The organism is Cupriavidus sp. SS-3, assembly GCF_035818815.1.
Taxonomy (GTDB): domain Bacteria; phylum Pseudomonadota; class Gammaproteobacteria; order Burkholderiales; family Burkholderiaceae; genus Cupriavidus; species Cupriavidus taiwanensis_C.
Genome location: NZ_JAYLVT010000027.1, coordinates 37317 through 52399, shown reverse-complemented (window position 1 = coordinate 52399; position 15083 = coordinate 37317). Strand labels below are relative to the sequence as shown.

At 68.5% G+C, this 15083-nt stretch carries 11 protein-coding genes and 1 riboswitch; of the genes, 5 read left to right on the top strand and 6 right to left on the bottom strand.

Going from position 1 to position 15083, the window contains the following annotated elements; all coding sequences use genetic code 11:
* Positions 1–43 precede the first annotated feature (43 nt).
* Complete coding sequence (locus U9J39_RS28110) at positions 44–1351, top strand: patatin-like phospholipase family protein (RefSeq protein WP_115707842.1); 1308 nt, start codon at positions 44–46, stop codon at positions 1349–1351.
* 20 nt (positions 1352–1371) lie between these two features.
* Here the strand turns inward: U9J39_RS28110 and U9J39_RS28105 are convergent, their stop codons facing one another.
* The 4 genes from U9J39_RS28105 to U9J39_RS28090 all read right to left on the bottom strand — a co-directional run bounded on the left by U9J39_RS28105 (position 1372) and on the right by U9J39_RS28090 (position 5001).
* The gene (locus U9J39_RS28105; protein WP_115707843.1) at positions 1372–2181 is read right to left on the bottom strand and encodes a polyphosphate kinase 2 family protein; all 810 of its coding nucleotides are present in this window, start codon (positions 2179–2181) and stop codon (positions 1372–1374) included.
* 96 nt (positions 2182–2277) lie between these two features.
* A complete protein-coding gene (gene dapF / locus U9J39_RS28100) occupies positions 2278–3144 on the bottom strand; it encodes a diaminopimelate epimerase (protein ID WP_326348680.1) in 867 nt (288 codons plus the stop codon).
* Positions 3145–3196: 52 nt separating this feature from the next.
* Entirely contained in the window at positions 3197–4090 is an 894-nt protein-coding gene (locus tag U9J39_RS28095; RefSeq protein ID WP_326348679.1) for a lipid A biosynthesis lauroyl acyltransferase, read from the bottom strand.
* Complete coding sequence (locus U9J39_RS28090; RefSeq protein ID WP_326348678.1) at positions 4087–5001, bottom strand: lysophospholipid acyltransferase family protein; 915 nt, start codon at positions 4999–5001, stop codon at positions 4087–4089. The genes U9J39_RS28095 and U9J39_RS28090 overlap by 4 nt, the downstream gene beginning before the upstream one ends.
* Positions 5002–5278: 277 nt before the next feature.
* Between U9J39_RS28090 and metK the strand changes: the two genes are divergently transcribed.
* Both metK and U9J39_RS28080 read left to right on the top strand, forming a co-directional pair.
* Positions 5279–6442 (top strand): methionine adenosyltransferase, encoded by a 1164-nt coding sequence (gene metK, locus U9J39_RS28085; RefSeq protein WP_115679177.1) that lies wholly within the window; start codon positions 5279–5281, stop codon positions 6440–6442.
* Positions 6443–6647: 205 nt separating this feature from the next.
* Positions 6648–7589 (top strand): Kdo hydroxylase family protein, encoded by a 942-nt coding sequence (locus tag U9J39_RS28080; protein WP_326348677.1) that lies wholly within the window; start codon positions 6648–6650, stop codon positions 7587–7589.
* Between the two features lie 19 nt (positions 7590–7608).
* On the opposite strand, the gene U9J39_RS28075 is transcribed toward U9J39_RS28080, so the two are convergent.
* The gene (locus U9J39_RS28075; RefSeq protein WP_326348676.1) at positions 7609–9012 is read right to left on the bottom strand and encodes a coniferyl aldehyde dehydrogenase; all 1404 of its coding nucleotides are present in this window, start codon (positions 9010–9012) and stop codon (positions 7609–7611) included.
* A gap of 278 nt (positions 9013–9290) precedes the next feature.
* Between U9J39_RS28075 and U9J39_RS28070 the strand changes: the two genes are divergently transcribed.
* A complete protein-coding gene (locus U9J39_RS28070; protein WP_115707853.1) occupies positions 9291–10970 on the top strand; it encodes a GMC family oxidoreductase in 1680 nt (559 codons plus the stop codon).
* Here U9J39_RS28070 and U9J39_RS28065 read toward each other — a convergent pair.
* On the bottom strand, positions 10967–12637 hold the full coding sequence (locus U9J39_RS28065; RefSeq protein WP_326348675.1) for an acyl-CoA dehydrogenase family protein: 1671 nt from the start codon (positions 12635–12637) through the stop codon (positions 10967–10969). The two genes, U9J39_RS28070 and U9J39_RS28065, sit on opposite strands and share 4 nt — an antisense overlap.
* A 211-nt stretch (positions 12638–12848) precedes the next feature.
* Positions 12849–12950, top strand: a riboswitch (TPP riboswitch).
* A gap of 104 nt (positions 12951–13054) precedes the next feature.
* On the opposite strand from U9J39_RS28065, the gene thiC reads away from it, so the two are divergent.
* Positions 13055–14935 (top strand): phosphomethylpyrimidine synthase ThiC, encoded by a 1881-nt coding sequence (gene thiC / locus U9J39_RS28060; RefSeq protein WP_116312059.1) that lies wholly within the window; start codon positions 13055–13057, stop codon positions 14933–14935.
* Positions 14936–15083: the final 148 nt, after the last annotated feature.

Genomic DNA, 15083 nt, shown 5'->3' with positions numbered 1-15083 from the left:
CGGTAGGCACACGGCTGACTTGCAGACTGGGAGGGAGCGCGGCGTGGCGGCAAAGGAGCGGCAGGAACGGGCAGTGCGGCAGGCGGCAAGGCCGTCCCCGACGGCGGAGTCCGCCGGCAACGGCGAGTCGCTGGCCGAGCGCGGCGCCCAGGTGCGGCCGCGCAAGCCGGTGCGCCAGGCGGCCAAGGCGCCCGACCGGCCCGCGCACGAGTCCTACGCCGTGCGCGCATTGGTGCTGCAGGGCGGCGGCGCGCTGGGTGCCTACCAGGCCGGCGTGTACCAGGGCCTGGCCGACGGAGGCATCTTTCCCAACTGGGTCGCCGGCATTTCGATCGGTGCCTTGAACGCGGCCATCATCGCCGGCAATCCGCCGCAGCGCCGGGTCGAGCAGCTGCGTGCGTTCTGGGAGCACATCTGCGCGCAGCCGTGGCTGCCCAGCCTGTCGTACACCTGGTTTGCCGATGAAGCGGCAAGCTGGCCCGAGCCCATGCGGATCTGGTTCGACGGCCTGCATGCGGCGCGCGCCATGCTGGAGGGCCAGCGCGGCTTCTTCCAGCCGCGCAGCTGGGCGGCGCTGATGTCGCGCTACTCGGACCCGACCCATGCCAGCTTCTACGACACCAAGCCGCTGAAGGCCACGCTGGAGCGCTTTGCCGACTTCGACCTGATCAACCATCGCCCCGACCTGATGCGGGTCTCGGTGGGCGCGGTCAATGTGCGCACCGGCAACTTCGCCTACTTCGACAATACCCGCGACAAGCTCTGCGCCGAGCATTTCATGGCCTCGGGCGCGCTGCCGCCGGGGTTCCCGGCGGTGGAGATCGATGGCGAATACTACTGGGACGGCGGGCTGGTCTCGAACACGCCGCTGGCCGAGGTGCTGACCGCGCAGCCGCGGCGCGATGCGCTGATCTTCCAGGTCGACCTGTGGAGCGCGCGCGGCAAGCTGCCGCACGACCTGATCGACGTGGCCGAGCGCCAGAAGGACATCCAGTATTCCAGCCGCACCCGGGCCATCACCGACTATATGCGCGAGCAGCAGAACCTGCGCCGCATGCTCAACGAGGTGATGGCGCTGGTGCCGCAGTCAAAGCGCGACAACGACTGGTACCGCCGTGCCGCGGAGCAGTCGTGCGATGCGCGCCGCAACGTGATCCAGCTGATCTACCGCGACAAGTCGTTCGAGAACCTGGCCAAGGACTACCAGTTCGGCCCGCTGACCATGCATGAGCACTGGACCAGCGGGTTGGAGGATATCCGCCAGACGCTGCGCCATCCGCAATGGCTGGCCATGCCCAGCCGCGAGCAGCCCTTCGTCACGCACGACGTGCATCGCGGCAACGGCGGCTGAGCACGCCGGCGCGCGCCGGCTCAGTCGACCTTGATCTTGGCCAGTTCCGGACGCGCCGGCGGATAAGCCGGCTTCAGGTCCTCGAAGACCTTGGTGATGATCTCGGCCACCATCAGGTTGCGGTGCGTCTTGGAATCGGCCGGCACCACGTACCAGGGGCAGTCGGGCGTGCTGGTCGCCATGATGGCCGCCTCGTAGGCATCCATGTAGGCCTTCCAGTGCTTGCGCTCGACAAGGTCCTGGGTGTCGAACTTCCAGTGCTTCTCGGGATCCGCCAGGCGCGCCTCGAGCCGCGACTTCTGCTCGTCGCGCGAAATATGCAGGAAGCACTTGACGATGGTGGTGCCGGTTTCGGTCAGCATCGACTCGAATTCGCGGATCTGGCGGTAGCGCCGTTCGCATTCGGCGGCGTCGATCCAGTCGTGCACGCGCGTGATCAGCACGTCTTCGTAGTGGCTGCGATTGAACACCACGATCTCGCCCGACTTCGGCACCTGCAGGTGGATGCGCCACAGGAAATCGCGCGCCAGCTCCTCGGGCGATGGCGCCTTGAAGCCCACCACGCGGATGCCCAGCGGATCGAAGCTGCGGAACACGCCGCGCACGGTGCCGTCCTTGCCGCTGGTATCCATGCCCTGGAGCACCACCAGCAGCTTGCGGCGGTGCTCGGCATAGAAGATGTCCTGCTGCGCGTCGAGGGCGTTGCTCAACTCGATGATGCGGGCCAGGTCTTCCTCTTTCTTGCCGCATGACAGCGGCTTGCTGCCCGGGTCGAAGTCGGCAAGGCGGAATCGCTTGCCCGAGGTGATGCGGAAATCGTCCAGCGGCATGGGCGCTCCATTCGCGATGATCTGCGGGATCAGGGAATCGGGCGCCCCGGGGACTGCGCTGCAGGGGAGGGAAAAAGGGGCGCGCAGCCCCTATGGTCAGGCCGGCAGGGCCGCCAGGTCAATGCTGCCTTCGAACACAGTGGTGGCCGGGCCGGTCATGCGCACCGGTTCGGCGTCGCCGTCCCAGGCAATGGTCAGCTCGCCGCCATGGGTGTGGACCCGCACCGGCGAATCCAGCAGGCCGCGCCGGATGCCGGCCACCGCCGCCGCGCAGGCGCCGGTGCCGCAGGCCAGGGTTTCGCCGGCACCGCGCTCGAAGACGCGCAGGCGGATGGCGTGGCGGTCCTCGACCTGCATGAAGCCGGCGTTGACGCGGTTGGGGAAGGCCGGGTGGTGCTCGATCACCGGGCCGTCCTGCAGCACCGGAAAGTTCTCGACATCGTCCACCACCTGCACCGCGTGCGGGTTGCCCATCGACACCGCCGAGATCCATTCGGTGCGGCCGTTGACCTCGAGGCCGTACAGCGTGTCGACGCCCTCGGCACGCGTCGGCAGGCCCTGGGCGAGGAACGGCACGCGCGCCGGTTCCAGCTCGGGCGCGCCCATGTCGACCGTGACCTGGCCATCGTCCTGCAGCGTCAGCGTGATCACGCCGTTCATCACCTCGACGCGCACCGAACGCTTGTCGGTCATGCCCTGCTCGGTGACAAAGCGCACGAAGCAGCGCGCGCCATTGCCGCAGTGCTCGACCTCGCTGCCATCGGCATTGACGATGCGGTAGCGGAAATCGACGTCCGGGCGCGTCGGCTTCTCGACGATCAGGATCTGGTCCGCGCCCACGCCGAAATGCCGGCTGGCCAGCGCGCGCCACTGGGCCGGGGTCAGGTCGATCTGCTGGTGGATGCCATCGAGCACGACAAAGTCGTTGCCCGCGCCATGCATCTTGGTGAACTTGAGTTTCATGGTGGGGATTGTAGCGGCGCGGCGCCGGACGTGCCGGCGCGCTCAGTAGCGCTCAGTAAATCTCGGGCTCGCCCGGCAGGCGGTGCTTGAAGCGCTTGTGGACCCAATAGTACTCAGGCACGCGCGGGCGGATGCAGTCCTCGAAGAAGGCATTCATGCGACGCGTGTCGTCGGTCACGCTGGCGCCCGGGTAGTGCCCCCACGCCGGCAGCACGCGCAGCACATAGCCCTGGTAGTCGGGCAGCATCTCGGTGTAGATCGGCACCACGCTGGCGCCGGTCAGGCGCGCCAGCCGCGAGACCGAGGTCAGCGTCAGCGCCTGCACGCCGAAGAACGGCACGAATTCCGAGTCGCGCTCGCCGAAGTCCATGTCGGCGATCAGCTGCAGTGCCTCGCCCTTCTTCAGGCAGCGCAGGATGTCGCGCGCGCTGTCGTTGCGCGAGATCATGTTGGCGCCGAAGCGCCCGCGCGCCTGCTTGAGAAAGCCGTCGAACAGCGCGTTCTTCTGCTTCGTGTAGAGCGATGCGCCGGAGCGGCCGACATGCTCGCGCAGGTGGATGGTGAGCCGGATCGCGCCGGCTTCGACGCCCGCCAGGTGCAGCGTCACCAGGATGTGCGGCGTGCCGTCGAGTGCGACCAGGCCGGCCTGATCGTCGATCTGCACCCAGCGGCGCATCTGCGCCTCGCTGCCGGTCCAGAAGATGCCGCGCTCGGCAAAGCTGCGGAACAGCAGGCGGAAGCTCTGGCGCGACAGCGCGTCGATCTCGGCCTCGGTGCGGTCCGGGAAGCACAGGCGAAGGTTGGCCTGCACCACCTTGCGCCGCTCGCTGGGGATCCGGTACAGCAGGCTGCCCAGCGCCTCGCCGAAGCGCGCGACGAAGGGGTAGGGCAGTTTGCCCAGCACGGTCAGCAGGCCAATGCCGAGCCACGTGAACACACGGCTCATGAAATCGATCGATCCGTCGCCGGCTCGGAATCCGTGCCCTCGGTAGCCGGCGTGTCCGGGGTGCCGGGAGTGCCCGCGCCGGCGGGTTGCTTGTAGCGGTTGTAGCCCCACAGGTATTGCGTCGGGCACAGGCGCACCAGTTCCTCGATGGTGCGGTTGATGACCGCGGCGGCGTCGGCCGGATCGTCCGGCAGCATGCCGCCTTCCTCGATCACGCGCAGATGGCCGCGGTAGCCGGCGCCGCGCGGCAGCCGCTCGGCGAAGATCGCCACCACCGGCGCGCCGGTCAGCTGCTGCAGCCGGTGCACCAGCGCCATGGTGTAGGCGGGCTTGCCGAAGAACGGCGCCCAGTTGCCTTCGCCGCCGCTGGGCACCTGGTCGGGCAGGATGCCCACCGCCTGGCCGCGCTTGAGCGCCTTCACCAGCATGCGCACGCCGCGCGGCGTGGCTGGCGCCATGTGCATGTTGGGCCGGGTGCGCATCTTCTCGATCCAGTCGCGCAGCCACGGCTGGTGCGGCGGCTTGAACAGCGCGGTCACCGGGCGGTGCAGGGCGTGGGATTGCGGCAGCACCTCGAAGCAGCCCAGGTGCGGGGTCAGGATGATGATGCCCTTGCCGCGTGCCTGCAGGGCAGCCAGCTCAGGCCACAGGTGGTCGTCGAAGCCGAACAGCTTCGCGCCGATCCTGCGGCGGCTCCAGAAGTAGGGCATCTCGATGATCATGCGCCCGGCCGAGCGGGCGGCCTCGTCGATCATCGCCTCGGTGGCGTCGGGGAAGGCGAGCCTGAAGTTTTCCCGCAGGCGCTGGCCATAGCGGCCCGGCAGACGGGCGATCAGCAGGCCCAGCGCGCCGCCGGCGGCCTGCAGCAGCCGCAGCGGAAAACGGGAGATCAGCCAGAATAAAAAAGTCATCAGGCGTGGAAGAAGGGTCCAGGCAAGTCCGCCGCCGGGTCTGTGCCGGGATAGACGGGCAGGCAGGCGTTGGTCCGGCATGCCGGCAAGGTGTCGTACCGCACGCCTGTGGCGCTGCAACGACGCCTGCAGGCGCGTATAATAGCGTGTATCGCCGAGTTAACTGACAACTTGCGGGGCGATGCGGCTCTAACCGGGCTGCCTGAAATACCGCTAAAGCGTCGCCGCCATGAACCGAACAGGCTGGCACGCAATAGCCAACCTGGAGAATAAGTTCGTGGCAAACGACTTCCTTTTTACTTCGGAATCCGTCTCCGAAGGCCATCCCGACAAGGTCGCCGACCAGATTTCCGACGCCGTCCTGGACGCCATCCTGGCGCAGGACAAGTATGCGCGTGTGGCAGCTGAGACGCTTTGCAACACCGGTCTGGTGGTGCTCGCCGGGGAAATCACCACGACCGCCAACGTCGACTATATCCAGATCGCGCGCGACACCATCAAGCGCATCGGGTACGACAACACCGATTACGGCATCGACTACAAGGGCTGCGCCGTGCTGGTGGCCTATGACAAGCAGTCGCCGGATATCGCCCAGGGCGTCGACCGGGCCTCGGACGATTACCTGAACCAGGGTGCCGGCGACCAGGGCCTGATGTTCGGCTACGCCTGCGACGAAACCCCGGAACTGATGCCGTTCCCGATCTACTACGCGCACCGCCTGGTCGAGCGCCAGTCGCTGCTGCGCCGCGACGGCCGCCTGCCCTGGCTGCGCCCGGACGCCAAGTCGCAGGTCACGGTGCGCTATGTCGACGGCAAGCCGCACAGCGTGGACACCGTGGTGCTGTCGACCCAGCATTCGCCCGACATCACCCAGGCGCAGATCCGCGAGGCCGTGATCGAGGAGATCATCAAGCCGGTGCTGCCGGCCGAGATGCTCAAGGAAACCAAGTACCTGGTGAACCCGACCGGGCGCTTCGTGATCGGCGGGCCGCAGGGCGACTGCGGCCTGACCGGGCGCAAGATCATCGTCGACACCTACGGCGGCGCCTCGCCGCACGGCGGCGGCGCGTTCTCGGGCAAGGACCCGTCCAAGGTCGACCGCTCGGCCGCCTACGCGGCGCGCTACGTGGCCAAGAACGTGGTGGCCGCGGGCCTGGCGCGGCAGTGCCAGGTGCAGGTCAGCTACGCCATCGGCGTGGCGCGGCCGATCAACGTGACGGTCTACACCGAAGGCACCGGCAAGATTCCGGACGCCAAGATCGCGGAGCTGGTGCAGGAGCATTTCGACCTGCGCCCGAAGGGCATCGTGCAGATGCTGGACCTGCTGCGTCCGATCTACGAGAAGACTGCGGCCTATGGCCACTTCGGCCGCGAAGAGCCGGAATTCTCGTGGGAAGCCACCGACAAGGCGGCTGCGCTGCGCGCCGCGGCCGGCCTGTAAGCGCCGCCGCCCGCGTCAGCCGTCCTGACGGCAAGCCCCGCCGGTCCGCAAGGGCCCGCGGGGTTTTTTTAACGCGGGTTTGATGCTGGTCCGGCTGCCGCGTGCCGCCGGCGCCACGCCCGGCGCACGGAGTAAAATCCCGCCATCCCCAGCCGCCGTCGCGGCGGCCACCCCCGAACAAGGGTAACCGTTCCCAGAGGATGCCATGTCCGAAGCGCCTGTCCTTGCCCCGTCGCCCGCCGCCCGGCCGTCTGCCGCCGGCCAGCTCGACCTGATCCGTCCGCAGCCCTATACGGAGTGGGCGCCCGAGGTCAGCACCGAAGATCGCGCCACGCTGCGCCGCGAACTGGAGCAGGGCGCGGTGCTCTACTTCCCCAACCTGAAGTTCCAGTTCCAGCCGGGCGAAGAGCGCTTCCTCGACGCCCGCTATTCCGACGGCAAGTCCAAGAACATCAACCTGCGCGCCGGCGACACCGCGGTGCGCGGCGCGCAGGGCACCGAGCAGGACCTGGCCGACCTCTACACGCTGATCCGCCGCTACGCCGACAGCAGCGAGTCGCTGATCCGCACGCTGTTCCCGGAATACAGCCCCCACATGACGCGCGCCGGCACCTCGCTGCGGCCCAGCGAGATCGCCGGGCGCCCGGTCAGCTGGCGCAAGGACGACACCCGCCTGCACGTCGATTCGTTCCCGTCCAACCCGATGCTGGGCAAGCGCCTGTTGCGCGTGTTCCACAACATCGACCCGGCCGCGCCGCGCGTGTGGCGCGTGGGCGAGCCGTTCGGCGACTTTGCGCAGAAGTTCGTGCCCAGGACCCACGGCATGTGGCCGGGGCAGGCGGCACTGATGAAGCTGCTGCATATCACCAAGCGCCGCCGCTCCGAATACGACCACCGCATGCTGCAGCTGCATGACCTGGCCAAGGCCGACCTGGACTACCAGGCCAACGTGCCCCAGCAGGAATTCCACTTCCCGCCGGGTGCCACCTGGATCGTCTTCAGCGACCAGCTGCTGCACGCCGCCATGCGCGGGCGCGCGATGATGGAGCAGACCATCTACCTGGCGCCGCAGGCGATTTCGGACCACACCCATTCGCCGGAGGCAGTGCTGTCGCGCATGCTCGGACGGCCGATGCTGGTGTCGTGAGCGCGGCGCCGGCCAAAGCCTAACGCAGCAGCAGGCGCAGCATGGTGTCGAAGGTCTTGCCGTAAGGCGGCTTGAGCAGGCCGGCGCCATTCAGGCTGGCCTGGTGGAACACCGGCTTCACCTTCGAGAAGGTGTCGAAGCCCGCCTGCCCGTGATACGCGCCCATGCCGCTGGCGCCGACGCCGCCGAACGGCAGGCCGTCCTGGGCGATATGGAACAGGGTGTCGTTCACGGTAACGCCGCCGGCGACGGTCTGCTTCATCACATGGCCGATGGCGCCGCGGTCGCGCTCGAACACGTATAGCGCCAGCGGGCGCGGACGCGCGTTGATATAGTCCACCGCCTCGTCGAGGGTGCGGTAGGTGACCACCGGCAGCACCGGCCCGAAGATCTCCTCGCGCAGGGCGGTCACGCCCTCGGGCACGTCCAGCAGCAGCACCGGCGGCAAGCGCCGCCCCTGCGCATCCGGCTGCGCGTCGGACAGCGGCACCACGGTTGCGCCCTGGGCCGCGGCCTCGTCGACCAGCCCTGCCAGCCGCGCGAAATGCCGCGGGCTGATGATGCTGGTGTAGTCGGGGTTGCGCGCGAGGTCGGGATAGAGCCGGCCGACGCAGCGGCGCGCCGCCTCCACCAGTGGCCCGCGCAGGTCTTCCGGCACCAGCACGTAATCCGGCGCGATGCAGGTCTGCCCCGCGTTCATCAGCTTGCCCACCAGGATGCGCTCCACCGCGCGCTCCAGGTCTGCCCCGGCGCCGATGATGGCGGGGGACTTGCCACCCAGCTCCAGCGTCACCGGCGTCAGGTTCGCGGCCGCCGCGCGCATCACATGGTGGCCCACCGCGGTCGAGCCCGTGAACAGCAGATGGTCGAACGGCAGCGCGGTGAAGGCGCTGGCCACTTCGGCATCGCCGTTGATCACCACGATCTCGTCCGGTGCGAAGTGCTGCGGCACCAGTTGCGCGAACAGCGCCGCGAAACGCGGCGTGTATTCCGACAGCTTGACCATGGCGCGATTGCCTGCCGCCAGTGCGCCGGCGAGCGGGCCTACGGTCAGGTACAGCGGATAGTTCCAGGGCACCACGATGCCCACCACGCCGAGCGGCTGCGGCACCAGGCGTGAGCGTCCGGGACGGAACCAGAACCCGGTGGGCGCGCGCCGCACGCGCATCCAGCGCTTGCCGTGGCGCAGGGCATCGTCGATGCCGGCCAAGCTGGGGAAAACCTCCAGCAGCGCGGTTTCCTGGCGGGGACGATTGGTGAAGTCGGCGTGGATTGCCGCGGCAATTTCGGCCTGGTTTTCGGTCACCAGGCGCCGCAGGCGCTGCAGGCGATCGGCGCGCACGGTCCAGGCGGGCAGCTGGTCGCGCCGCGAGGCGGCATGCATCGCGCCGAAGACGGACGACAGGTCGGGGATTTCTCGCATGGCTGCGCTCCTGGATTTGCGCACATTGGCGCACCATCGCGCAAGATAAGGCAGCGCGCCGGCCAAGACAATGGAAGCGTGCCACCAGAATGCCGATTCAAACGCCCGTCCGTCGCGCCCGTGCCTTTGGTTGCCGCAGCCCCGCTCCGGCCTTGAGCCAGCGCAGCCAGCGCCTACACTGAATCTCACGGCTTGCCATCCGCTGGACGGACAGGGCGCGCGCGCCGGCGCAGCCCGGCTCATGCATGCGCGCCGCCTGCGGACTCGCGGGGAGACAGATGGAAACCACCTATGACTACGTCATCGTCGGCGCGGGCTCGGCGGGCTGTGCGCTGGCGGGGCGCCTGGCCGACAGCGGCGACGACACCATCGCGCTGGTCGAGGCCGGGCACCACGACCACCATGTGCTGGTGCGCACACCCGCGGGCCTGGCGGCGCTGCTGCCGCGCGCGGGGTCGCGCAACTACGGCTTCCACACCGTGCCGCAGCCGGGCCTGAACGGCCGCCGCGGCTACCAGCCGCGCGGGCGCGGGCTGGGCGGCTGCTCGTCGGTCAACGCCATGATCTACACGCGCGGCCGGCCCGCGGACTACGATGCCTGGGCCGACGCCGGCTGCGATGGCTGGTCCTGGGACGATGTGCTGCCATACTTCCGCCGCGCCGAATGCAACGAGCGTCTGGCGGGCAGCGACGACGATCCGCTGCACGGCGGCAACGGCCCGCTGCATGTCAGCGACCTGCGCACGCCCAACCCGTTCGCGGAGCGCTTCATCGAGGCCGCGCAGCAGGCCGGCTATCCGCGCAACGACGATTTCAATGGCGAAGAGCAGGAGGGCATCGGCTGGTACCAGGTCACGCAGCACGCGGGCGAACGCTGGAATGCCGCGCGTGCGTACCTGCATGGCGGCAACCCGCGCGACCGCGCCTGCAATGGCGGCCGTTCGCGGCTGCACGTGCTGACCGACACGCAGGCCCTGCGCATCGTGTTCGAAGGCCGTCACGCCGCCGGGGTGCTGGTACAGCGTGACGGCCGCCAGCAGCTGCTGCGCGCGCGTCGCGACGTGATCGTGTGCGCGGGCACGTTCGGCTCGCCGCAGCTGCTGATGGTCTCGGGGGTCGGGCCCGCCGCGCACCTGCGCGAGCACGGCATCGGCGTGGTCCATGACCTCCCCGGCGTGGGCGCCAACCTGCAAGACCATCTGGACGTGGTGCTGCACAAGCGCACCGCGGTGCCCGAGCTGTTCGGCGTGTCGTTCGGTGGCGTCGCCAGGCTACTGTCCGAAATGCTGCGCTACCGGCGCGAGCGCGCCGGCATGATGTCGAGCAACTTCGCCGAGGCCGGCGGCTTCGTGCGCAGCCACCCGGCGCTGCCCGAGCCCGACCTGCAGCTGCATTTCGTGGTCGGCCTGGCTGACGACCATATGCGCAAGCTGAATCTCGGCCATGGCTATTCCTGCCATGTCTGCCTGCTGCGCCCGCGCAGCCGCGGCGAGGTCCGCCTGGCCTCGGCCGATATCCGGCGCGCGCCGCTGATCGATCCGAACTACCTCAGCGACGCGCGCGACCTCGACGACCTGGTGGCCGGCGTGCGCATCGTGCGCAGCATCCTGGCGCAGCCGCAGCTGGCTTGCTTCGGCGGGCGCGAGCTCTATACAGCCGGACTGCGCGCGGATGGCAGCGACGATGCCGCCGTGCGCGAGCTGATCCGCGAGCGTGCCGACACCATCTACCACCCGGTCGGCACCTGCCGCATGGGCATGGATGCGATGGCGGTGGTCGACCCGCAGCTGCGCGTGCGCGGCGTCGAAGGCCTGCGCGTGGTCGATGCCTCGGTGATGCCCACGCTGATCGGCGGCAACACCAATGCGCCCGCAATCATGATCGGCGAGCGCGCGCACGACCTGATCCGCTATGCGCCGCGGGTGATGCTGCGGGTGCTGGAGTCGATGGAGGCCTAGCCCTCGAAGCCGCGCGACGCCACCCGCCCGAGCGCGCCGGCATCCGCATCCAGCGTGCCGAACACGCGCCCGTGCTGGCGCCCGAGTCGGCTGGCGACGAACAGCTCCGCGTTCTCGGGGTCGGCATGCGCCAGCATCAGCGCCGCCTGCGCGGTCAGCACCAGGCCCTGGGCAAAGCGGCGCGCATTGGCTTCGAGCTGGTCGGGGTTCTCGCGCAGCATCGCCTGCAGCGAGGCCAGTTCGGCGCGCACCGCGGGGTGGCCGCCGGCGCGGCGCGACAGTTCCTGCAGCAGGCGCGCGCCGTCGTCGGGATTGCGCTGGAGCGCGCGCAGCACGTCCAGGCACATGATGTTGCCCGAGCCTTCCCAGATCGAATTGACCGGCGCCTCGCGGTACAGCCGCGCCATCGGCCCCTCTTCGACATAGCCGTTGCCGCCCCAGACTTCCATCGCTTCGCCGGTGGCCTCGAGCGTGCGCTTGCACACCCAGAACTTGGCCGCGGGCGTGACCACGCGTTTCCATGCAGTGGCGAGCGGGTCGGGGTTGTCGCCCTCGGCCTGCGCGAAGGCGTGGCCCAGCTCCATCATCAGCAGCGTGGCGGCTTCGGATTCCAGCGCCAGGTCCGCCAGCACGTTGCGCATCAGCGGCTGGTCGCACAGCAGGCGGCCGAAGGCGCTGCGGTGGCGCGTGTGATGCTGGGCCTGCACGTAGGCCGCGCGCAGGATCGCGGCGCTGCCGATCACGCAGTCCAGGCGCGTGCTGGTCGCCATCTCGATGATGGTCGGGATGCCGCGGCCTTCCTCGCCGATCAGGATGCCGGTGGCGTCGCGGAACTCGACTTCGCTGCTGGCGTTGGAGCGGTTGCCGAGCTTGTCCTTGAGCCGCTGGATCTGCACCGCGTTGCGGCTGCCATCGTCGCGAAAGCGCGGCACGAAGAAGCACGACAGCGGACCGTCTTCTGCCCCCATGCGCGCGACCACCAGGTGCGCGTCGCACATCGGCGCGGAGAAGAACCACTTGTGCCCGGTCAGCGCGTATTCGGCGCCACGGCCTTCGCCACGCACAGCGCGCGCCACGGTGGTGTTGGCGCGCACGTCGGAGCCGCCTTGCTTCTCGGTCATGCCCATGCCGATCATGATCGCGGTTTTGTCGCGCCAGGGCAGGTCGCGCGCATCATGTTCGCTCGCATACAGGCGCGGCTCCAGCTCGGCGAACAGTGCGGCTTCCTTGCGCAGCACCGGAATGCTGGCGAAGGTCATGGTGGTCGGGCACAGCGAGCCCGACTCAACCTGCGCCTGCAGGAAGTAGCCCGCGGTGCGCGCGCTCCACGCGCCCGCGCGCGGCTGCGCGAAGGGCAGGGCCTGCAATTGCTGGCTGCGCAGCAGCGACAGCAGGGCGTGCCAGCTCGGGTGGAATTCCACGGCATCGATGCGCTCGCCGGTGCGGCTGTGCGTATGCAGCTCGGGCGTATGGCGGTTGGCGTCGGCGGCCCATTGCTGCACTTCAGGCTCGCCCAGCCGCGCGCCGAACTGCCCCAGCGCCTCGGCATGCCAGCCACCGCCAAACCGCTCCAGCGCGGCGCGGACGATGGGATCGCAGCCGAAGAGGTTGTAGTGCGCAAGCTCCGGCACCTGGTTGAAGACACGGTGCGTGGCGGCGTCGGTCATTTCGGGTGGTCTCCTGGATCGGTTCGATGCTTGTCCTGTGCTTTGCATGGTAGAGCACCTGACACGCGTTTGAGTGCATGGTTGGCCGCTTAAGGGCGGTTTTGCGGTGCACCATGCGCGATTCGATACCTCTGCGCACAGGTGTGGCACCACAAACGACAGGGAACTGGCACTGGCGCCCACCGGGGCTCTGTGCTTAAATTCACCCCGTTGGATGAAACAGGGGTGCCGTACGGATGGGCCGTGCGGCTGAGAGAGTCCCTTCGAACCCGATCCGGTTAGTACCGGCGTGGGAAGTTTCAGCAAGACCAAGCCTCTGGTCCCTCCGGGACTCGCCGCCCAGGCCACCACGCCGCCGGGCAGCGCTCACAGGGCTCCTGGTTTCGTCCACCCCGCAAGAGAGAGAGGACGACACCCATGGCCCGTACTGCCCCCGCTGCTTCCTTCGAATCGCTCGAGAGCGATCTCGACCAGAAATTCGCCTACCCGGCTTCCAGCAAGACCTACCTGACCGGCAGCCGCCCGGATATCCGCGTGCCGCTGCGCACGATCCTGCAGACTTCCACGCGCACGGAAAAGGGCGACATGCCCAACCCGCCGATCCCGGTGTACGACACCTCGGGCCCGTACAGCGACCCGGACGTGCATATCGACCTGAAGGCCGGCCTGCCGGCGCTGCGCGCCAAGTGGATCGACGAGCGCGGCGACACCGAAGTGCTGTCCGGTCTGTCGTCGGAATACGGCCGCGACCGTGCCAACGACCCGGCCACCGCGCACCTGCGCTTTGCCCAGCTGACCAACCCGCGTCGTGCCAAGGCCGGTGCCAACGTGTCGCAGATGCACTATGCGCGCAAGGGCATCATCACGCCGGAAATGGAATACGTGGCGCTGCGCGAGTCGCTCAACCTGCAGGCGCTGTACGACAAGCCCGAATACAAGGCGCTGCTGCGCCAGCACCCCGGCAACGCGCTGGGCGCCGGCCTGCCGCTGCGTCCGGAAGACATCACGCCGGAATTCGTGCGCCAGGAAATCGCCTCGGGCCGCGCAATCATCCCCGCCAACATCAACCACACCGAACTGGAGCCGATGGCGATCGGGCGCAATTTCCGCGTCAAGATCAACGGCAACCTCGGCAACTCCGCCGTGACCTCGTCGCTGGCCGAGGAAGTGGAAAAGATGGTGTGGTCGATCCGCTGGGGCGCCGACACCATCATGGACCTGTCGACCGGCAAGCACATCCATGAAACCCGTGAATGGATCCTGCGCAACTCGCCGGTACCCATCGGCACGGTGCCGATCTACCAGGCGCTGGACAAGACCGGCGGCATCGCCGAGGACCTGACCTGGGAGATGTTCCGCGACACGCTGATCGAGCAGGCCGAGCAGGGCGTGGACTACTTCACCATCCACGCCGGCGTGCTGCTGCGCTACGTGCCGCTGACCGCCGACCGCGTCACCGGCATCGTCTCGCGCGGCGGTTCGATCATGGCCAAGTGGTGCCTGGCGCACCACAAGGAAAACTTCCTGTACACGCACTTCGACGAGATCTGCGAGATCATGAAGGCCTACGACGTGTCGTTCAGCCTCGGCGACGGCCTGCGTCCGGGCTGCATCGCCGACTCCAACGACGAGGCCCAGTTCGGCGAGCTGCGCACGCTGGGCGAGCTCACCGCCAAGGCGTGGAAGCACGACGTGCAGGTGATGATCGAAGGCCCGGGCCATGTGCCGCTGCAGCGCATCCAGGCCAACATGGACGAAGAACTCAAGCATTGCTACGAGGCGCCGTTCTACACCCTGGGACCGCTGGTGACCGACATCGCCCCCGGCTACGACCACATCACCAGCGGCATCGGTGCGGCCAATATCGGCTGGATGGGCACGGCCATGCTGTGCTACGTCACGCCCAAGGAGCACCTGGGCCTGCCGGACAAGGAAGACGTGCGCGAAGGCATCATCACCTACAAGATCGCCGCGCACGCCGCGGATCTTGCCAAGGGCTGGCCGGGCGCGCAGCTGCGCGACAACGCGCTGTCCAAGGCACGCTTCGAGTTCCGCTGGGAAGACCAGTTCAACCTCGGCCTGGACCCGGAGCGCGCGCGTTCGTACCACGATGCCACGCTGCCGGCCGAAGGCGCCAAGATCGCCCACTTCTGCTCGATGTGCGGGCCGAAGTTCTGCTCGATGAAGATCACGCAGGAAGTGCGCGACTACGCCGCATCGCTGCCCAAGGAAGCGCAGCAGGGCATGGAAGAAAAGTCGATCGAGTTCCTGAAGAAGGGCAGCAAGATCTACTCGTAACGCAGTGGCCGAAATCTGCTGAAGTCACGGCAGGACGGGCATGGCCTCGCAAGCCATGCCCGCGCAAGATCCGCCGCCGCGCAGCGCCCCGCGCGGCGGCACCGATAACAAGGAGGCCGGACGCGGCCGCATGGCGCGCCCGGCACAA